Below are 20,055 nucleotides of genomic sequence, written 5' to 3'. Positions count from 1 at the left end.
CACGAAATTGGACTCGTTGACACAGGCTGTACTGGGCGCCGCCCTACAGGGCGCGGTATTGGGGCGTATCCAGGGGCGTCGAGCGCTTCTATACGGCGCGGCGCTCGGCACTCTGCCGGATCTCGACGTGGTGATCCGCTACGCCGACCCGGTCTCGACGATGACCTACCATCGCGGTTTCTCGCACTCGGTTTTCGTGCTGACCGGCCTGGCCTTGCTGCTCGCCTGGCTGGTGGCCTGGCTCGGTCGGCACCGATGGCCGGACAAAGGCTACCGGCTATCGAGGTTGTTCCTGGCCTTCTGGCTGGTACTGGTCACCCACCCGGTCCTGGATGCCTTTACCGTCTACGGCACGCAACTGTTCTGGCCGCTGGCGTTGACTCCGCAAAGCTGGGCGGCGGTGTTCATCATCGATCCCGTGTACACCCTGCCGATGCTGGTCGCAGTGCTGTATGCAGCGTTCGAGGGCATAGGTGCAAGGATGCAACGGTGCCTGCTGGCGACGGTGCTGTTCGGCGCCGCCTATCTTGGCTTTGGCCTGGCCGGACGCAACCTGGCCGAGCATCGCTTCCAGGCGGCGCTGGACAACCAGGGCATCGTCGCCAGCGAGGTGCGCGCGATCCCCATGGCGTTCAATACCCTGGTCTGGCGGCTGCTGGCCAAGACGCCCGACGGCCATTACTACGAAGGGGTCAGCAGCTGGTTCGACCGCGAGCCACCCGAGCTGCTGCGCCAGTCGCTGCACCTGGACGCCGCGGCGGCCCTGCAAGGCGTGCCACTGCATGAGCGGCTGCGCTGGTTCACCGCGCACTGGCTGCGCTACGACATCGAAGGCGAACACCTGGTCGTCACCGACCTGCGCATGGGGCTGCCCGGCAACTACACCTTCCGCTTCAACATGGCCCGACGCGACGGCCAGGGCGGCTGGCAGGCGATCCTGCCCACTCGTGCACGCGGCGCCGGTGTCGGATCGATGTTCGACCGAGAGGACCTGCGCCTGATCGGGCGGCGCATCTTCTTCCAGCAGCCACCCTTGCCGCTGGCGCGCTGGGCATCGCGAATGCCGGGTACTGACCATCAGGCGGCTGCGCTCGGGGAGGGTCGATGAACAGCCGCTCGGCCGGGCTGGACCTGGTCAAATGGGTGGCCATCCTCAGCATGCTGGGTGATCACCTGCGCTATCTCTGGCCCATGGCGGATGGCTTGTTCATACCTGGTCGGCTGGCATTCCCGCTGTTCTGCCTGGTCATGGCCTGTCATGTTCGACGCAGCCCTCAAGCAGCCTTACACAGCCACGGCAATGCCCGCTACCTCTGCTGGATGGTCGCTTTCTGCGTGCTTTCGGAGCCGCCCTACCGCTGGCTCGACAGCGAGTCGCAGACCTTCAGCATCATGCCGACCCTGACGCTCGGCTTGTTGTCGGCCTGGGGTGTGCATCATGCCGGAACGGCGGCTCGCCTGACGGGATTGCTGGCAGTGCTGGCGGCAACCTGGGCCAGTCCCGTGCTGATGTATGGTTTGCCGGGCGTGCTGCTGCCAGCGGCCTGGCTACAGGCCCTGGGCAGAGGTGGGCTGGCCTGGCTGCTGCCTTGCAGCCTGGCCGTCGGCGCGAACCTGACCAACAGCTGGCTGTCGGCGCATCCGTTCGAGCCGATTGCACTGTTGATCCTGAGCATGGCCGCGTTGGCCATACCGCTAGGTCTGTGGTTGCTACGCCACGATCACCTGCACGTCTGGCCGGTCGGCCGCTGGGCCTATGGCTTCTATCCCTTGCACCTGGCGGCCCTCGGGTGGTGGCGAGGGTTGGGCTGATCAGGCCGGCAGGACCTTGAAGCCATGGGTGCCGTCGCGCTCGAGTTGCGCGACCAGGCCGAACTCCCAGTCCAGATAGCCTTGCATCGCTTCGCGGGGGTTGTCGGTGCCTTCATAGGGCCGGCGGTAGCGATCGCTGCGCGCTACGGCCAGGCGCGTCTCGCCACTTTCCAGGGGTAGCCCTGCCTCGATCCAGCGCGCCGTGCCTCCCTCGAGCAAGAATACCGGCTTGTCCGTGAGGGCTTGCAGGTCAACTGCAGCGAAACGCGCCAGCAGGCTGCTGCCGCAGGTGACTACATAGCGCTCGGCCACTGGCAGCGCTTCCAGCGCTTGGGCCAGCTGCGCTCGAATCGCCCACCAGGCCCCCGGGATGTGACGCTTGACGTAGTTGGCGCTGGTGGTGAAGTCCAGCAGCACGGTACCGCTTTGCTCGAGCCAGGCAGCCAGCTGCTCGAAGGTCACGCCTGGCACCTGCGGCAGGCTCGGCAGGCTTGGCTGCCACTCCCCGGTTTCGCTGAAGTCGGCCAACGCCAGGCCATCGAGGACCGCGACCTCCCAGCCGAGCTGGGCCAGCCAGGAGGCGCTCATGTTGGCGCGTACACCGTCGTCGTCCACCAGGACGATGCGCGCGCCGCGCACGCTGGCGACATGGTCGGTTTCCTGGATCAGCTGGCCACCGGGCGTGGAGCGGCTGCCTGGAAGATGACCGGCAGCATATTCCTCCGGCGTGCGTACGTCGAACAGGTAAGTGGTCCGGGAAGCTTCGGCCTGCCAGCCAGCCAGGGCGGCCTTGTCCAGACGTACCACGCCGGCCCGGTCGGCCACGGCGCGAGCCTTGCGCGCAGCCTGCTGGCGAGTCGCCTCGCTCACCTCGCCGAAGCGACGCTGCTGCCCATGGGCCAGGCGTTGGCCGGCCAGGGTCCAGCCGATGGTGCCGTTGCGCAGGGCGGCGACCGGGTTGGGAATGCCGGCGTTGAGCAGCGATTGGGTGCCGATGATGCTACGCGTGCGTCCGGCGCAGTTGACGATCACCTGGGTATCGGGGGCGGGCGCCAGCTCGGCGACGCGCAAGACCAGCTCGGCGCCCGGTACGCTGATGCCACCGGGAATGCTCATGGTCTGGTATTCATCGAAGCGCCGCGCATCCAGCACCACCACGTTGGCCTTGCCGTCGAGCAGGGCCTGAACCTGCTCGGCGCCTAGCGACGGGGTGTGCCGGACACTTTCGACCAGTTCGCCAAAGGCTTTGCTAGGCACGTTCACGTCACGGAACAACTCGCCTCCGGCGGCCCGCCAGCCGGCCAGACCGCCTTCGAGCAATGCGACATTACGGTAGCCAAGCTGCAACAGGCGTTCGGCGGCCTGGCTGGCCAAGCCCTCGCCGTCGTCATACACCGTGACAGGCGTGTCCAGGCGCGGCACACGCGAAAGGATCTCCAGCTCGAGTCTGGACAGCGGCACATTGGCAGCGAACAACGGGTGTCGCTGGGCGAATGGGTCTTCCTCGCGGACATCGATCAGGGCCAGTTCCTGCTTGGCCAGCAGGGCGCGGCGGATATCCTGGAAATGGCGGGTGGCGAAGTGGCTCATGGGGCGGGGCTCTCTTTGGATAGGTCCCAGATATTGGGCAGGCGGCTATTGGCGTAGCCGGAAATGAACGGCTTTTCGCTTCCGTCGGCGAGAAACACCGCACGCTTGACCGCGCCGATATTGCCGCCATAGACATGGATGCTGATCGAAACCTGGTCAGCGTAGGCATTGCTGACCTGATGGATATCGCCGATGCGCGGCGAGACGGCTGTCACTTGTCCAGGATCGAGGCGCAGTGCCTGGCCGTGCGGGACCAGGCGGCCCCGTTCGTCGCTGGCGAAGCCTTGCGAATACTCGGCACCACGCAGCATGCCGATCAGCCCCCAGACCCGATGGTCGTGGATAGGGGTGTGCTGTCCTGGCCCCCAGACGAAACTGACCAGCGAAAAATCCTGGCGCGAGTCGCAGTGCAGCAGGAATTGCTGGTAGCGCGAGGGGTCCGGCTGGGCAAGTTCATCGGGCAGCCAGTCGTCATGGGCGACCAGGTCGGCCAGCAGGTGCTGGCCTCGATCGAGGATGAGGGCTTCTTCGGGTTGCTGCGCGAGCAGATCGGAAAAGGCGCCGATGAAGTGTCGCAGGCGCTGTGGGCGTGGTGTCTGGCTCATGGTCATGGCTCGGACTGGCAAGAAGGAGATTAGCCTACCGGCTTTCTTAATATTCTAAAAATTCAAAATATTCATAAGCTAATATGCAAAAAAAGCATTTACATGGCGGGCTTTTTCATCTCAAATCGATAAAAACCGAGGCATGAGGTTATGCCACGAACGAATTTCACAACATGAGACTGATGAAATAGATTCTAGCTATCTAAATATTTAGATCGAAAAAACATAAGACTTATTACACGCAACGAAACGAGGCCCACCGCAATGAGCGTTCAATTCATCGGCATGATCGGCCATCGGCTCTCCTCGGAAATACACGAGCCAAGCGGACCGATCTTCGACAAGGCCTACATCACCCAATTAGCCCAGGTCCATGAACGGGCAGGCTTCGACCGGATCCTGGTGGGTTACTGGTCCGACCAGCCGGACGGTTTTCTGGTTGCCGCGTTGGCCGGCCAGGTCACCTCGCGCATCGGCCTGTTGCTGGCCCATCGGCCCGGTTTCGTCGCGCCGACCTTGGCCGCGCGCAAGCTGGCCACGCTCGATCACCTGCTCGATGGGCGCCTGGCCCTGCATGTGATCAGCGGTGGCAACGATGCCGAACAACGCAAGGATGGCGACTACCTGGGTCATGACCAGCGCTATGCACGCACCGACGAATTCCTCGAGGTGATACGCAAGGTCTGGACCGAGACGCAACCGTTCGACCATGCAGGCAACCACTACCGGGCGCAGGCAGCGTTTTCGGCGATCAAGCCACTGCACAAGCCGTGCCTGCCGATCTATTTCGGTGGCTCCTCCCAGGCGGCCCTGGAGGTGGCAGGCAAGCACGCCGATGTCTTCGCTCTGTGGGGCGAATCCCTGGCGCAGACTGCCGAGACCATCGCCGCCGTGCGCGAGCAGGCGGCTCGGCACGCTCGCCAGGTGCGCTTCAGCGTGTCGTTCCGGCCGATCCTGGCCGATACCGAGCAAGCGGCCTGGGCCAGGGCCGACAACATTCTCGGCCAGGCCCGCGCACGCCTCGAGCGTGCCGGGCCGGTGATTGCCAACAAGCCCCAGAGCGTGGGCGCCCAGCGTCTGCTGGGCACCGTGGCGCAAGGCGAACGGGTCGACGAACGCCTCTGGACTGGCATCGCCGGCCTGGTGGGTGGCGGGCACAACTCCACGGCGCTGGTCGGGACGCCCGAGCAAGTGGCCGATGCCCTGCTGGCCTATCACGAGCTGGGCGTGGACACGTTCCTGATCCGCGGCTTCGATCCGCTGGCCGATGCCCAGGCATATGGGCGCGAGCTGATTCCCTTGACCCGCGCGAAGATCGCCGAACGTCTGGAGCGGGCGCAGCCTGACAGCCCGAGACAGGTTTGCCGATCGCTGGTCGACGGTTGGGCGTGACCGCCTAAGCCATGAACCCCTTTCTGAACATCGACGAGACCGCGCGCGCGGATCGCCAGTAGCATGCCCATGGGGCACCTGGAGACAAAACGTGCGTTATCTCAAGCAACTGGCCGCCGGCATGCTGGCAGCCTCGCTGAGCCTGGCGGCCAGCGCGCAAAGCCTGGTGGTCGGCGACCAGAGCTTCAATACCCGTGCCGTGATGGAAGCGGCCGGCGTGCTCGATGATGTGCCTTACACGCTGGAATGGAAGCAGTTCACCGCGGGCTCGCCGGTAGCCGAAGCGCTGAATGTCGGCAGCCTCGATATCGGTCTGCTGGGCGATGCGCCGCCGCTGTTCCTCGGCGCGCTGGGCGCGCCGATCAAGGTGATTGCCGTGAGCCGGCAGAACTTGCAAGGCGTGGCCATCCTCGTGCGCAAGGATGCCTCCATACACAGCCTCGAAGACCTGCGCGGCAAGCGCGCGGCCATCTGGAAAGGCTCCTGGAGCCAGCAGTTGCTGTTCACCGCCCTGGATCAGGCCGGGGTGGCGCGTGATTCGCTTGAGCTGCGTTACCTCAGCGCGCTGGACGCTTCGCACGCCCTCGATGGCGGCTCGGTGGACGTCATCTCTACCTGGGAGCCCTACGTCACCCAGCAGGAGCGTCAGGGAGCACGGGTGCTGGCCACTGCCGAGGGGCTGATACCGGCGCAGAGTTTCGTGGTCGCCAATGCCAAGGCCGTTCAGGCCAAGCGCGCCCAGATTGCCGATTTCCTGCAGCGCCTGAAGCAGGCGCGTGCATGGACCCTGAGCGATCCGGCGCACACCGAGGCCTACGCCGATGCGTGGGCCAGACGCACCCGTGCCGATCGCGACATCGCTCGGGCCTGGTTCGCCCGGGCGCGGACCGACGTGGCGGCGATCGACGACCCGGTCATCACCCAGGCACAGAAGACCGTCGATTTCTTCGCCGGTCTTGGATTGATCCAAAGCTATCCGGCCGCCAGCTTGTTCGACGAGAGCTTTGCAGCGGCGCTGCAGCCGGCCACGGCGCCGGTCCGGCCATGAGCGGCTTGGGAGTGCTGCCAGGGGTAGCTCCGAGGGTAGTCGACACAGGCGAAGTGATCGGCGGCGGGCTGTTCATGGCATTTGCGGCCCTAGGCATGGGACTGGCCAGCCAATACCCGTTGGGTACGGCCATGCGCATGGGCGCCGGCTATTTCCCGCTGCTGGTATCGGGGTTGCTCGGTCTGTTGGGGGTGCTGCTGCTCTGGCGCGGCCTGGCCCGCCCGCAAGCTGCCCAGCTCGCGCCCGAGCATGAAGGCGCCGCGCCGGATCAGCCGCAGCCGCGCTGGCGGCCGGTGCTGATGGTCGGCGCCGGCGTGCTGGCCTTCGCCTGGTTGTTGCCAAGCCTGGGTCTGGCGCTGGCGACCGTGCTGCTGACCTTGCTCAGCGGCCTGGCCAGACGCCGCGCGCGCCTCGGCGAGCTGGCCTTGCTTGGCAGCGCGCTTGGCGCCTTCAGCGTGCTGGTATTCGCCTACGGCCTGGGCCTCAACCTGCCTGTGCTACCCGCCTGAGGAGGCAAGATGGAGTTGCTCGATCATCTGGGCCTGGGCCTGGAAACCGCCTTTACCTTCGACAATTTGCTGTACTGCCTGATCGGCGTGACCTTGGGCACCCTGGTAGGGGTGCTGCCCGGTCTTGGCCCGGTGGCCACCATCGCCATGCTGTTGCCGCTCACCTATGGACTGCAGCCGAACGCGGCGCTGATCATGCTGGCCGGGATCTATTACGGTGCCCAGTACGGCGGCTCGACCACCGCGATCCTGGTCAACCTGCCGGGTGAATCCTCCTCGCTGGTCACCTGCCTGGACGGCCATGCGATGGCGCGCCAGGGCAGGGCGGGGACAGCGCTGGCGATCGCCGCCATCGGCTCGTTCGTCGCCGGTAGCCTGGCGATTCTTCTGCTGGCGGCCGCGGCCACGCCGCTGGCGGCGTTCGCCCTGAAGTTCGGGCCGGCCGAATACTGCTCGCTGATGCTGCTTGGCCTGGTGGCCGCCATCGTGCTGGCGCAGGGCGATTTGCTCAAGGCGCTGGCCATGACGGTGCTCGGGCTGTTGTTAGGACTGGTCGGTACCGACGTCCATTCAGGCGCAGAGCGCTTCACCTTCGGCCTGCCCCAACTGTCCGACGGCGTCAGCTTCGTGGTGATCTCGATGGGGCTGTTCGGGATCGCCGAGATCATCGTCAACCTCGAACGCGAGCAGGCTGCCCCAGCTCAGGTCGCGCCGATCGGCCGCCTGCTGCCCACGCGCGATGACTATCGAGGCGCCTGGAAGCCGATCCTGCGTGGCGGCAGCCTGGGTGGATTGCTGGGGATCCTGCCCGGTGGCGGTGCCATGCTCGGCGCCTTCGCCGCGTACATGGTGGAAAAGCGCCTGGCCAAGGACCCTTCGCGCTTTGGCAAGGGCGCCATTGAGGGAGTGGCTGCGCCTGAAGCAGCCAACAATGCCGGGGCGCAGACTTCGTTCATCCCGATGCTGGTGATGGGGCTGCCATCCAATGCGGTCATGGCGCTGATGGCCGGCGCCATGATGATCCATGGCATCGTGCCGGGGCCGCAGGTGATCGAAGAGCGCCCCGAGCTGTTCTGGGGCCTGGTGGTGAGCATGTGGATCGGCAACCTGCTGTTGCTGGCGTTGAACCTGCCCCTGGTGGGCCTGTGGGTGCGCCTGCTGTCGGTGCCTTATCGCCTCCTGTATCCAGCGATCCTGCTGTTCTGCTGCATCGGCGTATACAGCCTCAACAACAGTCTGTTCGACGTCGGGCTGAGCATGGCTTTCGGTGTGCTTGGCTACCTGTTCATCAAGCTGCGCTGCGAGCCGGCGCCGCTGTTGCTCGGGTACGTCCTCGGCCCCTTGCTCGAAGAAAACTTGCGCCGGGCGATGCTGCTGTCGCGCGGCGATCCGAGCGTGTTCCTGACCCGTCCCATGAGCCTCACTCTGCTGCTGTTCGCAGCGCTGATGGTCTTCCTGCTGTTGTCGCCGCGACTGCGCAAGAGCCGTCAGGCCGCCTTCCGCGAAGACTAGGCCTGTACGAAAAGCCGCGCAGGCGCTTGCCGTACGCCGCCTGCAACGGTGCCACCCAACGATCATTCCTAGCGAGCCCGAGCATGAAACCAGTGCATCGTCTTACCCTTGCCATCGCCACCTTGACACTGAGCGTCTGCGCCTTGGCCCAGGCCGACAACTACCCCAGCCGCCCCGTCACGCTGATCGTCCCGTTCCCGCCTGGCGGCGCCGCTGATACCGTTGGCCGCTACTACGCCGAGCACTTGTCAATCTCGCTCGGCCAGCCAGTGGTCATCGACAACAAGCCCGGTGCCGGCACGGCCATCGCCGCCGAAACTGCCGCCAAGGCCAGGCCGGACGGCTACACCCTGTCGCTGGCCACGGTCGGCCAGCTGGCGATCCTGCCCAACCTGCAGGCTGACTTGCGCTACGACCCGGTGCGGGACTTCACCCCGGTCGCCTTGCTCGCCTCGGTGCCCAACGTGGTCGCCGTCGGCGCCGCCTCCACGGCGGACACCCTGCAGACGCTGATCCAACAGGCCAAGCGCAGGCCAGGCGAACTGAGCTACTCCTCCTGCGGCAACGGCACGCTTTGCCATCTCTCGGGCGAGCTGTTGAAGAAGCTGGCCGGGATCGACCTGCTGCATGTGCCTTTCAAGGGCAGTGCGCCGGCGGTCACTGGCCTGCTCGGCGGCGAGGTGGATGTCGCAGTGGATACCCTCACCGTCCTGGCGCCACAGATCCAGGCCGGCAAGCTCAAGGGGCTGGTGCTGACCAGTGCCGACCGTTCGCCACTGTTGCCTGACGTGCCCAGCGCCCCGCAAGCCGGCCTGCCAGACTTCGTCGCTTCCGGCTGGTTCGGCGTGGTGCTGCCCAAGGGCGCCGATCCAGCCCTGGTGCAGCGTCTGGCCGGCGAGATCGAAACCATCGCCGCCAGACCAGAGACCATCGAGCGCTTCGGCCAACAGGGCATCAGCGTCGAACACAGCACACCAGAGAGCTTCGCCAGGACCATCGATCAGGACAGGGCGCGCTGGGGCGAGGTGACCAAGGCCGCTCAAGTACGAATCGAGTGACGGACCAGCCACGAATCATTCGCAACCTGAACCGCGGCGGGCACTGCGGCGCGCCCGCCCGTTGGCCCGTAAGTAGAACGATCGGAGAGTGACATGAGCGAGAGAAAGATCAAATTAGGCGCCTTGCCCATGGGCTGTGGTGGCCCTGGCCAACACAACCTGTGGCTGGACCCGCAGTTGCCGGCAGACGCCAGCGTCAACATCGACTGGTACATCGACATCGCCCGCCAGGCCGAGGCGGCGCTGTTCGACCTGATGTTCATCGTCGACAGCCAGTTCATCACCCCCGGTTCGCCCTCGCACTACCTCAACCGCCTGGAGCCGTTGACCCTGCTTTCGGCGCTGGCGGTGAGCACGCGACAGATCGGCCTGGTCGGCACCCTGACCACCTCCTACCACGAACCCTATGACGTGGCCCGCCGGCTGGCCTCGCTGGATCTGATCAGCAAGGGCCGTGCCGGCTGGAACGTGGTCACCAGCGGTGATGCCGGGACCGCTGGCAACTATGGTCGCGACGAGCACTACGACTACGATACCCGCCATGCCCGCGCGCTTGAGCATGTCCAGGTGGTACAAGGACTTTGGCATTCCTACGAAGACGATGCGTTCGTGCGCGACCGTGCCACTGGCAGCTTCCTCGATACGTCGAAGATGCACGCTCTGCATCACAAGGGCGAATATTTCTCGGTAGTCGGGCCGCTGAACATCCAGCGTTCGCCGCAAGGCCAGCCGGTGATCTTCCAGGCTGGCGACTCGGAGCAAGGGCGCGACCTCGGTGCGCGCACCGCCGACGTGGTCTTCACCCATGCCGCGAGCGTGGAGCAAGGGCAGGCGTTCTATCGCGACATCAAGACTCGCGCGGCCCGGCTCGGGCGTGACCCCGAGCAACTGCTGATTCTGCCTGGCGCGCAGATTCATATCGGCGACAACGATGCCCATGCACGGGAGATCGAACGGCACTACCACCATCTGGACCATAGCTTCGAGCAGGCGCTCAAGGAGTTCGGCCGCAATTTCGGCTGGCATGATTTCAGCCAGTACGATCTGGACGCGCCGTTCCCTCAGCACAGCCTCGAGCATGCCCGCAGCAGCTTTTTTACCGCGGCCAAGCGCATCGCCGATCAGGCACGCGAGCAGGGCTTGAGCTTGCGCCAGGCCGTGGAGTTCGGGCGCCTGTTGCGTCCCGGTGCCTTCGTCGGCTCGGCGCAAACCGTGGCGGCACGCATGACCGAATGGTTCCAGGCGCGAGCGCTGGATGGGTTCAACATCTACATAGGCCATCCCGAGCAGTTCCGGCGCTTTACCCGGGAGGTGGTACCACTGTTGCAGGAACGCGGGGTGTATCGGACGGCTTACGAAGGTTCAACCTTGCGTGAGAGCCTGGGCCTGGCCATCCCGCGCTTCGCGAGTCTTTCGTGAGCAGCGCAGCACAGCCCGTCGCTGCGCTCATGCAGGAGTAGGGCCTAGGCCAGGCCCCGTGGCATCGGCCGTATCCCCAGACCGCAGGTACTGTTGGTAGAACGCTTCGGCGGCAAGGTTCTTGTGCTTGGCCTCGAACATCAGGTCGAAGCGATCCAGAAAACACAAGGCATAGCGGTTGGTCCAGTCGTTCCACATCCGTTCGCTGTGCAGGTAGAGGTCGCGCTTGTTGACCTGTTGCAGCAGCGCCGGGATCTCCAGCTTGTGCTGGGCATCGAAGCCCAGCGCCTGCAGGCGCTCCGGCGGTTGCGAGTAGTGCATCACCGGCCGTACGCCGCGCCAGCTGTCGACGATCCTGGCCACCCGTGGGTCCTGGGGATCGATGTAGTCGCCCTCGTGGATCCAGCAGTGGTGAATGTCCAGCACCACCGGTGCCAGGTCCGCCATCTGCAGGCAGTCATCCACTCCATAGGTCTTCTCGTCGTTCTCCAGGGTGATGGTGTTGCGGGCCACCTGAGACAGACGTGGCCAGACCGCCCGCATGCCAGCGATGCCCAGGCGGCCGGCGATGTGCACATTGCACTTGAAGTCTTGGAAACGCTGGCCGTAGCCCATCATGCGGATCATGTCGGCGTGATACTCGAATTCGGCCAGGCTGTTCTCCACCACCTCGGGGCGATCCGAGCCCAGCACGCAATACTGGCCGGGGTGAAAGGACAGACGGATGTCGAACTGGCGGGCCCGCTCGCCGATGCGCGCGAAGCGTCGCTGCAATTGGGCCTGCACGTCGGGCGCCTGGTAGAAGGAAGCGACCTGTGGATGGCTGTACAACGGCAGCAGGTCGCTGCTCAGGCGCACCATGCGCAACATCGCCGGAAGCGTGGCGACATGATCGAGCAGCCGCAGCTGGGCCTCAAGGTTGTGTTCCATCAGCTCCAGCAGCTTGCCGCGGGCGGCCTCCAGGCCCGCGCCGTTGATCCAGCGCAGAGTGGTCGTGCGCGGGTTGAAGGTGCGCTCGATGGCTTCGAGTTCCTTGGCCGACAGGCTGCGGTGCGGATGACGATACTGGCAGGCAAAGCCCAGACGGGCGGTGACGGACATGAGCGATTCCTGGTTCACGAGCGTTTCAGGTAGACCGCCGGATGCAGGCTTATGATCCCTGGGGCTGGCCTAATACCAGGATCCGGCGCGGACATGCCGCACCTGCGCCTGCCGGAAGAAAACATGAAAGTGGCCATTTATGCTGCGTTGTCTGCGGGCTGCCGTGCCAACCGGGTGGGCAGGCTCATTTGTGACCGGGCGCACCGTCCTATGCCTGCTCGACCCGGTTGCGCCCGCGTTGCTTGGCCAGGTAAAGGGCGCGGTCCGCCTCGCTGATGGTCTGGGCCGGTTGCGTCTGCTGCTCGGGACTCCAATGCGCCACGCCCAGGGAAAGGGTGATCGCTCCGACCGGTTCGATCGGCGTCCCTTCGACGCAGGCGCGCAGCCGTTCGGCCACGCCCGCGGCGACTGCCAGGCTGGCGCCGGGTAGCAGCATCAGGAATTCCTCGCCGCCGGTACGGCATGACAAGTCGCCTTCCCGGCAGCCACTGCGCATCAGCTCGGCGAGCTTGCGCAGCACGCTGTCGCCGACGTCGTGCCCATGGCCATCGTTGACCCGCTTGAAATGATCGATATCCAGCAGGATGACCGAGAACTGCCGTGCCTCGGCCTGCAGCAGCGCCAGGCTCTGCTCCAGGCCACGACGGTTGACCAGCCCGGTCAGCGGGTCGGTCTGGGCGTCGCGGTTGAGCCGGCCGATGCGCTCTTGCAGCAGGTTGAGGCCGAACAGCAAGGCGCGCTTGAGTTCGGCGGCCTCGAAGTACCAGGCACGCACACCGTGGATCTGCTCGCGGGTTTGCGCTTCGTCCATCTCCCGCGCGCCGGCGGCCAGCTGCCAGAGCGGCCTGGCGATGGTCAGCGCCAGCCACCAGAGGATCAGGCTGCCGAGCAGCACCAGCGGGGCGGAGACGCCGATCACGCTGAGGATCAGGCTGCGCAGGGGGGCGATGGTCTTTTCCAGGGGCTGCTGGGCGACCACGCCCCAGCCCGTGCTCGGCACGATGGCGAAGCCAGCGAGCATGTCCACCCCGTAGCTGTTGGTCACCCGTCGCGTGCCGCTGGATTGTTTGGCCAGGTCGTCGAGCATCGGATTGCCGACCACTCGCGTGCCGACCCGCTGCGGATCGGGGTGGTAGAGCAGGCGCAGGTTACGGTCGACCACGTAGAGATACGAGCCGTCCTTGTAGAAATGCTGGCCAAGCAAGGTATTGAGGATGTTGTGCTCACGCAGGTAGAGGCTGCCGCCGACATACCCCTGGTAGTTGCCCTGTGCGTCGTAGATGGGGTGGGACAGCACCACCACCAGGTTGTTGGCCACCGACAGGTAGGGCGCCGAGACGATCGGCCGCCGCTCGTGCAAGGCTTCGCGCGCGCCGGGGTTCTGCAGCTGCTTGCCGATGGTGGTGTGCATGGCGGCAGGCGAGATGGCGCGCATGACGCCACGTGCATCGACCACGAAGGTCGAATTGAAGGCACTGCTTTGCTGCAACAGGCGGTCGGTTTCTTCCAGCAAGGCGCCTGGGTCGTCCAGCTGACGAGCCTGGACCGTGGCACTGACGGCCAGCTGCTTCATGGCGCTGCCGATGAAGGCCTCGCTGATCGAAGCGAGCTTGGCGGCATACACGCGATTGGACTCGAGCGCGTGGTCGATCAGCAGCTGGCGCTGCACCCGATAGCTGGCGAAATAGCTGGTAAACAGCATGACCAGCGCGGTAAGCGCCGACAGGACCAGGATCAGCGTGCGCAGATCCAGCCGCAGTCCTTGCTTGGCGTGTGGCACGGCTGACCTCGGGCGTAGTGGCAAAGCGCGCTACCTTAACGGTTTCTCGAGACGCAGGCCATGCTGCGAGGGAGGCGATCGCGGCGGAATCGATTCACTGCCTGGCCGCTTCCAGGCTGTCCAGTTCCGTCTCGACCTGCTGCATCCTGGCCTTGGCTCGGGCCTGCGCCTGACGGTCCTGCGCGCGCTGTTCCATCAGGCGCGTCAGTTTCTGGCTGACCTGGCGACCTTCGTCGGTCTGGTTCAGCGCTCGGGCCCGGGCGGGGTCGCCGGTGGCGGCGACGATGATGGCGAACTCGGCATCGGAGAAATTGGCCTCGCTATACAGCTCGAGCAAGTCCTGGCGCTGGTCCTCGACCGTCAGGTTGCGACGCAGCACCTGCTCGATATCGGCCGGGGCCAGATCAGGGTGGCTGGCCGAGAGCAGCTCGGCCATCTTGTCGATGTTGTGTTCGTAGGCGTCCTGCAAGGGCAGCTCGGCGAGGATCTTCTCGTCCCGGCTCTGCTGCGGTTCGCAGGCGGCCAGCAGGCCAAGGAGCAACCACAACGACAGCTTCGTCAGCTTGGACATGCAACGACCTCGACAACGCACGGAGCCATGAGTGTAACCCAAGCCAGCGTCCAGGGCGGGCCTGCAGCGATTGCGGCGAGGCGCGCGCTCAGGTAGAACCCTTGGGGTCTTCCTCGCCTGGCCATCTGTCCATGTCGATTGCTGCCTGTACCTTCCATGACGTCACGCCAGAAGCCAGTGGCGAAGTCGTGTCCTTCGTCGACGCGGCGCGCCGCGAGCTGTTCCCTATGCTCGCCGACGCGCCCCTGCCGCCGGACCTGGCACGTTTCGAGCAGACCTACCTCGAGGGCCAGGGACGCTTCCTGGTGGCGCGTGACCAGGGACGCCTAGTCGCCGCCATCGGCTACCTGCCCTACGATCATCGCTTCGCTCAGCTCGATTATCGGAGCCGACGCACCGTCGAAGTGGTGCGCCTGTTCGTGGCGCCCGGTTACCGAAGGGGCGGCCTGGCCGGCCGGCTGTTCAACACGCTGCGCGACGGGGCCAGGGCTGACGGGGTAGAGTGCCTGTACCTGCATACGCATCCTTTCCTGCCTGGCGCGATCGACTTTTGGAAAAAGCAGGGCTTCGAGGTGGTCGACATCGAAGACGATCCGCTGTGGCAAACCACGCACATGCACCAGCAGCTGGTGGCCTAGCCGGTCGGCGCGGATCGTCCTGCCTGTCACAGGCCGCCGCTGAGCGGGTACTCGATCGCCAGGCGAATCTGGTCGCCGTCCAGCTCGGCCTGGGCCGTGTCACCCCTGTGCACGTTGTGCCGCAGCGAGAAGGCCAGGCCCTTGGCCTTGCCAGCCTGCACCACGTAGCGCGCCTCCAGGTCCCGTTCCCAGTGCTTGCCATCCTTGCCATAGCCGAGGTAGGCATAGCCGCCAGTGGGATCGACGTGGCTGCCATCGATGTCGAAACCGCGTACGTACAGCGCGGTAAGGTTCAGCCCAGGCAGGCCGAAGGCGCCCATGTTCAGGTCGTAGCGCGCCTGCCAGGACTTTTCGTTGGGAGCATTGAAGTCCGACATCTGCACGGCGTTGCCAATGAAGATCGCCCCGCGAGTAACGTAGTCGAACGGCGTGTCGCCATCGACGTGCTGGTAGCCCAGGCTGAAGGCATGCGGGCCTTGGCTGTAGCGCGAGACCAGGCTCCAGGTGGTGTTGTCGATGCGTCCGGACAGCGCCTTGCCTGTATCGGTGGTGCGATACAGGTTCAGGTCCAGGCTCAGGCTGCGCAGATCGTCCAGCGGGTACACGAAGGTGCCGCCCAGGTAGTGCTGGTTCCAGCTGTCCTGGTAGCGCGAAGTGTAGAGGCTGGCGTTGACGCTGCTCGAGGGGCTGTACACCGCGCCAGCCAGGTCGAAGCTGTCGCCCTTGCGGCCGTTGGAATAATTGACCACGAAGCCTTGGTCATGACTGCTGGCGTTGCGGTCGGTGCTTTCGGTGAAGTGGCCGGCGACCAGCTTGAGCTTGTCGATCTCGTTGCTGACCAGGAACAGGCCGGTGGCGGTCTCGGGCAGCAGGCGGCTGTCGGACGAGCTGAACACCGGGGTCTTGACCCGTTGCTCGCCATAGGACAGCACAGTGTCGGATAGCCGCAGCTTCAACGCCGCGCCACCACGGCCATACTGGCTCTTTGGATGGCCTTCGTTATCCAGGCCAAGCAGGCGGGCCTTGCCGGCACGGCCACCACCGCTGTCGAGCTGCATGCCCAGGTAGGCATGAGCATCGACGCCCACGCCGACCAGGCCCTGGGTGAATCCGGACTGGAAAGTACCCATCAGGCCATAGGCCCATTCCTCGGCCTTGCCGTTACGATCGGCGCGCGGCTTGTAGGCATTGCGCGCGCCACTGTTGCGGCCACCGTGGCGGTAGTCGCGCTGGTCGAACACCGTGCGATTGAGCAGGTTCCAGCTGCTGTCCTCGAGCAGGCCGCGCGCCTGGGATTGCGCCGAATCGGCCACGGCCAGGGGGGTGAGGCCCAGCAATGGCAACGCCCAGGCAAAGCGGTGACAGAGTGCGCTCATCGGCCGGTCTCCAGTCGCTGCAGTTGCGCGGCCAGGCGGGCCTTGGCCCGCGCTGGCAAGCTGCTCGGCACTGCGCCAGTGGAAGGTCCTGGCTGGCCGACCTGGATCAGCATGACCATGCCCATGGCCAGGTGCGGGATGCACTGGATGCCATACAGTCCGGGCGTGGCGAAGCGGTATTCGGCGGGCTGGTTGATGTTGCTCTTGAACGTTGGCGCCGCTTCGGGCCAGAGGCCTGGCAGGCTCGCTGCGTTATGCCCGCTCTGGGTCGGCACGAAGCGCACGCTGTCGCCTGGCTCGATACGCAGGTGATCCGGTTCGTAGACCATGGCACCGTCGGCGCCGCGGTTGAGCATCTTCACTTCATGGACGTCGCCCAGCGCCAGCGGCGCGAGCAGCGAACAGGACAACAGCAGGGCAAGGCGATGCAGGCGCATGTCTTCCATTCCAGGTTCAAGGGGCGCGGAAACGCAGGATGCGCGCGCCGTCATAAGGGTCGGTCAGATAGTGGGCGTGGACACCGAAGGTGCTCAGCAGCCGCTCCGGCGTGAGGACGTCGTGTGGCTTGCCGAGCGCGACCAGGCGGCCCTTGTCGAGTACCGCGAGGCGGTCGCAGGTCAGCGCCTGGTTGAGATCGTGCAAGGCGATCAGCGTCGTCACCCGCAGGGCCTGGATGCGTTGCAACAGGCTCAGCTGGTGCTGGATGTCCAGATGATTGGTCGGCTCGTCGAGCAACAGCACCTTGGGGCGCTGGGCCAGCGCCCTGGCGATGTGCACACGTTGGCGTTCGCCACCAGACAGGCTGCTCCAGGTTCGCTGGCGCAGGTGCAAGGCATCCAGGTCGGCCAGGGCCTGGTCGACGATCGCGGCGTCCTCGGCGGTGAACGGCGCCAGCGCCGATAGCCAGGGGGTGCGCCCGAGCGCCACGGCATCGTGCACGTTCACCGCATCATGGGTGTCGGCCTGCTGCTCCACCAGGGCCAGCGCCTGGGCGATCTGGCGGCGCGGCAGGCGCGCCAGCGGCTGGCCCAGCAGCTGCACCTGGCCACCATCGGGCTGGCGCAGGCCGGCCAGCAGCTTGAGCAGGGTCGACTTGCCCGATCCATTGGGGCCGACGATGCCTAGGGTCTCGCCTGCCTGCACGGACAGTTCGATCCCGTAGAGCAACTGGGTGCCACGCACTCGATAGCCCAGCCCCTGGCAAGCGAGTGGCGCGGTCGGGGTCGCGGGCATCATGGCAGTCATCGCGGACTCCTGCGGCTGACCAGGATCAGGGCGAAGACGGGCGCGCCGATCAGCGCCGTCACCACGCCCACCGGAATCACCTGGCCGGGAATCAAGGTTCGGGAAAGCACGTCGGCGGCGATCAGAAACAGCGCGCCGCCCAGCGCGCTGGCCGGCAGCAGGCGACTGTGGCCGGGGCCCAGCAGCAGGCGCAGGGCATGGGGGATCACCAGCCCGACGAAGCCGATCGCACCGACGATCGACACCATCACCGCGGTGACCAGCGCGGCGCAGGTGATCAGCAGCAGCTGCACCCGGCGTACGGCAATGCCCAGCGAAGCGGCCGAATCGCTACCGAAGGTGAACGCATCCAGCGCGCGTCGGTGCCATAGGCACATGGCCAGGCCGGCGCCGGCCACCGGCACGGCCAGCCATACCGATGGCCAGCGCACGCCACTGAGATTGCCCAGCAGCCAGAACAGGATTCCGCGCGCTTGCTCGGCGCTGGCCGACTTGGTCACCAAGAACGCGGTCAAGGCATTGAACAGTTGCGAGCCGGCGATTCCGGCGAGGATCACCTGGGCATTGCCGTTGGCTGGGCCGCTGGCACGGGCCAGCAGCAGGACCAGGGCAAAAGCGGCCAGCGCGCCGAGGAACGCGCCGCCTGATAGCGACAGCGCGCCGGCGCCCAGACCCAGCAAGGCGACCAGCACCGCGCCGGTCGACGCGCCAGCGGACAGGCCCAGCAGGTACGGCTCGGCCAGCGGATTGCGCAGCAGCGCCTGCAGGATCACGCCGCAGGTCGCAAGGCCCGCGCCGCAGGCGGCAGCCACCAGGGTCCGGGTCAGCCGGTAGTTCCAGACGATGCCTTGGTCGATCGGATCGACCAGGTAGCCGGCATGCCACAGCTGGTTGGCCAGCACCTGGTAGATGACCGTGGGCGTCATGCGGGTTTCACCGATGCCGATGCCCGCCAGCAAGGCCAGCGACAGGGCACCGAGGACCAAGGCGGCACGAATGAACAGGCGCATCATGGCTGTGGCGCTTTACCCGAGGAAAATGCCGCGGCGAGCGTCTCCAGGCCGCTGAACAGACGCAGGCTGGCCTGCATGGCATGGGCGTCGAGCACGATGATGCGGTCGTGTTTCACCGCGTCCATGTTGCGTGTCACCGGATCGTTGCGCAGGAATTGCAGTTTTTTCTGGAAGTCATCGGCAGGGAAGCGGCGACGGTCCATGCGCGCGATCACCAGCCAGGTAGGGTTGGCCTTGGCCAGGGTTTCCCAGCCGACGGTAGGCCATTCCTCATCCGACTCGACGACATTGCGCACCCCAAGACTCTGCAGCATGAAGTCGGGAATACCCTTGCGTCCCGCGACATAGGGGTCGATATCCAGGTCGGCGCTGGAGAACCAGAACAAGGCAGTGGTGTGGGACAGGTCCTTGCCGGCGAGGCTGGCCTTGGCCTTGGCGAGCCTGGCCTGCAGCGCCTGGTTGAGCGCCTCGCCACGATCCTGCACGTCGAAGATCCGTGCCAGCTGGCTGATGCTGCGGTACACGGTCTCGATCTGGAACGGTTGCAGGCGGGTGCCGTCGGCGCCGACCAGGTTGTCCTTGCCCTCGCAGTCGGAAGGCATGAGGTAGGTCGGGATATTCAGCTCATGGAATTGTTCACGGGTGCCGACCACTCCCTGCGCACCGACCATCCATTCCAGCTGCACCGCCAGTAATTGCGGGCGCTTGCCGATCACCGCCTCGAAACTCGGATCGTTGTCGGCCAGGCGTTCGACCTTGGCATCCTGGGCCTTGTACTGCGGCAGCACATCGTTGAACCACAGCGAGGTACCGACCAGCTTGTCGCCTTGGCCCAGGGCGTAGAGCATCTCGGTGCCAGCCTGGCCGATCGTGACGACACGCTGCGGCGCCTGCTGGAAGGTCAACGACATGCCGCAGTTATCGAGGGTCAACGGATAATGGGTACTGGCCGCCTGGGCCAGGCCGGTGGCGCCAAGCGCGGCGAGCAGGGTGACGAAACGGGGCAGCATGTGGGGCGATCTCCTATCGTGGGTGCACGGGACAGACGCACGGACAGGCATCGCCAGCCACACGCCCATGACGTGTGGCTGCACCCTGGACGGGTGGAGATGGCCATCCCGGACACCCCGCCGGTTGGTGAATGCGTGCCGGCAGGTCTCCTGACTGATGCGTCATGGCCCGACTTCGCCTTCCCGGGAATTGACCCAGTGGCATCGCTGAAGTGGGCTCGGCACCTACAGTTGCGGGGGCAGTTCCGTTTCGCTGCATACAGGCAGCCACGGATTCCCTGTTAGTTCCTTGACGGAAACCGGCGGCGGCATCTTAGACGGGCCAGGCGCATCGCGACAAGCCAAATGCACCTGTCCCAGCCCGTGGCACGCCGCC

At 65.6% G+C, this 20,055-nt stretch carries 19 protein-coding genes and 1 riboswitch; of the genes, 9 read left to right on the top strand and 10 right to left on the bottom strand.

Features of this window, described 5'->3' with window-relative positions:
* The first annotated feature begins 7 nt into the window (after positions 1-7).
* A complete protein-coding gene (locus tag ACY8GK_RS06180; RefSeq protein ID WP_462402602.1) occupies positions 8-1,108 on the top strand; it encodes a metal-dependent hydrolase in 1,101 nt (366 codons plus the stop codon).
* Complete coding sequence (locus tag ACY8GK_RS06175) at positions 1,105-1,812, top strand: TraX family protein (protein ID WP_462402601.1); 708 nt, start codon at positions 1,105-1,107, stop codon at positions 1,810-1,812. Before ACY8GK_RS06180 ends, ACY8GK_RS06175 begins: the two co-directional genes overlap by 4 nt.
* On the opposite strand, the gene ACY8GK_RS06170 is transcribed toward ACY8GK_RS06175, so the two are convergent.
* The gene (locus ACY8GK_RS06170; RefSeq protein ID WP_462402600.1) at positions 1,813-3,402 is read right to left on the bottom strand and encodes a rhodanese-related sulfurtransferase; all 1,590 of its coding nucleotides are present in this window, start codon (positions 3,400-3,402) and stop codon (positions 1,813-1,815) included. It lies immediately after the preceding gene.
* Entirely contained in the window at positions 3,399-4,007 is a 609-nt protein-coding gene (locus ACY8GK_RS06165) for a cysteine dioxygenase family protein (protein WP_196178534.1), read from the bottom strand. Before ACY8GK_RS06165 ends, ACY8GK_RS06170 begins: the two co-directional genes overlap by 4 nt.
* A gap of 264 nt (positions 4,008-4,271) precedes the next feature.
* Between ACY8GK_RS06165 and ACY8GK_RS06160 the strand changes: the two genes are divergently transcribed.
* From ACY8GK_RS06160 to ACY8GK_RS06135, 6 genes are all read left to right on the top strand, one after another.
* Positions 4,272-5,399 carry an LLM class flavin-dependent oxidoreductase gene (locus ACY8GK_RS06160; RefSeq protein ID WP_462402599.1) on the top strand — a complete coding sequence of 376 codons (1,128 nt, stop codon included), beginning with the start codon at positions 4,272-4,274 and terminating at the stop codon, positions 5,397-5,399.
* 91 nt (positions 5,400-5,490) lie between these two features.
* Positions 5,491-6,447 (top strand): ABC transporter substrate-binding protein, encoded by a 957-nt coding sequence (locus ACY8GK_RS06155; RefSeq protein WP_196178538.1) that lies wholly within the window; start codon positions 5,491-5,493, stop codon positions 6,445-6,447.
* Positions 6,444-6,956 (top strand): tripartite tricarboxylate transporter TctB family protein, encoded by a 513-nt coding sequence (locus ACY8GK_RS06150; protein WP_196178540.1) that lies wholly within the window; start codon positions 6,444-6,446, stop codon positions 6,954-6,956. The genes ACY8GK_RS06155 and ACY8GK_RS06150 overlap by 4 nt, the downstream gene beginning before the upstream one ends.
* 9 nt (positions 6,957-6,965) lie before the next feature.
* A complete protein-coding gene (locus ACY8GK_RS06145) occupies positions 6,966-8,468 on the top strand; it encodes a tripartite tricarboxylate transporter permease (protein ID WP_196178542.1) in 1,503 nt (500 codons plus the stop codon).
* A gap of 83 nt (positions 8,469-8,551) precedes the next feature.
* Complete coding sequence (locus tag ACY8GK_RS06140; RefSeq protein ID WP_462402598.1) at positions 8,552-9,526, top strand: Bug family tripartite tricarboxylate transporter substrate binding protein; 975 nt, start codon at positions 8,552-8,554, stop codon at positions 9,524-9,526.
* A gap of 93 nt (positions 9,527-9,619) precedes the next feature.
* Positions 9,620-10,945 (top strand): LLM class flavin-dependent oxidoreductase, encoded by a 1,326-nt coding sequence (locus tag ACY8GK_RS06135; RefSeq protein WP_196178546.1) that lies wholly within the window; start codon positions 9,620-9,622, stop codon positions 10,943-10,945.
* 27 nt (positions 10,946-10,972) lie between these two features.
* Here the strand turns inward: ACY8GK_RS06135 and uvsE are convergent, their stop codons facing one another.
* The 3 genes from uvsE to ACY8GK_RS06120 all read right to left on the bottom strand — a co-directional run bounded on the left by uvsE (position 10,973) and on the right by ACY8GK_RS06120 (position 14,397).
* Positions 10,973-12,046, bottom strand: a complete 1,074-nt coding sequence (gene uvsE, locus ACY8GK_RS06130) for a UV DNA damage repair endonuclease UvsE (protein ID WP_462402597.1) — start codon at positions 12,044-12,046, stop codon at positions 10,973-10,975.
* Between the two features lie 208 nt (positions 12,047-12,254).
* Positions 12,255-13,826 carry a sensor domain-containing diguanylate cyclase gene (locus ACY8GK_RS06125; RefSeq protein WP_462402596.1) on the bottom strand — a complete coding sequence of 524 codons (1,572 nt, stop codon included), beginning with the start codon at positions 13,824-13,826 and terminating at the stop codon, positions 12,255-12,257.
* A gap of 94 nt (positions 13,827-13,920) precedes the next feature.
* Positions 13,921-14,397 (bottom strand): hypothetical protein, encoded by a 477-nt coding sequence (locus ACY8GK_RS06120; RefSeq protein ID WP_462402595.1) that lies wholly within the window; start codon positions 14,395-14,397, stop codon positions 13,921-13,923.
* A 131-nt stretch (positions 14,398-14,528) separates the two neighbouring features.
* Here ACY8GK_RS06120 and ACY8GK_RS06115 point away from each other — a divergent pair, with 131 nt between their 5' ends.
* Positions 14,529-15,035: a GNAT family N-acetyltransferase gene (locus tag ACY8GK_RS06115; RefSeq protein ID WP_462402594.1), complete on the top strand. Its 507-nt coding sequence runs from the start codon at positions 14,529-14,531 to the stop codon at positions 15,033-15,035.
* Between the two features lie 26 nt (positions 15,036-15,061).
* Here ACY8GK_RS06115 and ACY8GK_RS06110 read toward each other — a convergent pair whose 3' ends face one another.
* The 5 genes from ACY8GK_RS06110 to ACY8GK_RS06090 are packed head-to-tail and all read right to left on the bottom strand — an operon-like array spanning position 15,062 to position 19,679.
* Positions 15,062-16,411, bottom strand: a complete 1,350-nt coding sequence (locus ACY8GK_RS06110; protein WP_462402593.1) for an OprD family porin — start codon at positions 16,409-16,411, stop codon at positions 15,062-15,064.
* The gene (locus tag ACY8GK_RS06105) at positions 16,408-16,848 is read right to left on the bottom strand and encodes a pseudoazurin (RefSeq protein WP_196178557.1); all 441 of its coding nucleotides are present in this window, start codon (positions 16,846-16,848) and stop codon (positions 16,408-16,410) included. The genes ACY8GK_RS06110 and ACY8GK_RS06105 overlap by 4 nt, the downstream gene beginning before the upstream one ends.
* Before the next feature lie 16 nt (positions 16,849-16,864).
* Positions 16,865-17,656: an ABC transporter ATP-binding protein gene (locus ACY8GK_RS06100; protein WP_196178559.1), complete on the bottom strand. Its 792-nt coding sequence runs from the start codon at positions 17,654-17,656 to the stop codon at positions 16,865-16,867.
* Positions 17,653-18,669 carry a FecCD family ABC transporter permease gene (locus tag ACY8GK_RS06095; protein ID WP_196178561.1) on the bottom strand — a complete coding sequence of 339 codons (1,017 nt, stop codon included), beginning with the start codon at positions 18,667-18,669 and terminating at the stop codon, positions 17,653-17,655. The genes ACY8GK_RS06100 and ACY8GK_RS06095 overlap by 4 nt, the downstream gene beginning before the upstream one ends.
* Entirely contained in the window at positions 18,666-19,679 is a 1,014-nt protein-coding gene (locus ACY8GK_RS06090) for an ABC transporter substrate-binding protein (RefSeq protein ID WP_196178563.1), read from the bottom strand. The genes ACY8GK_RS06095 and ACY8GK_RS06090 overlap by 4 nt, the downstream gene beginning before the upstream one ends.
* A 123-nt stretch (positions 19,680-19,802) precedes the next feature.
* Positions 19,803-19,998, bottom strand: a riboswitch (cobalamin riboswitch).
* Positions 19,999-20,055 lie beyond the last annotated feature (57 nt).

It is taken from the genome of Pseudomonas sp. Marseille-QA0332 (genome assembly GCF_054950175.1).
The sequence above is the reverse complement of the archived record's forward strand: the minus strand, read 5'-3'. Positions and strand labels throughout refer to the sequence as shown.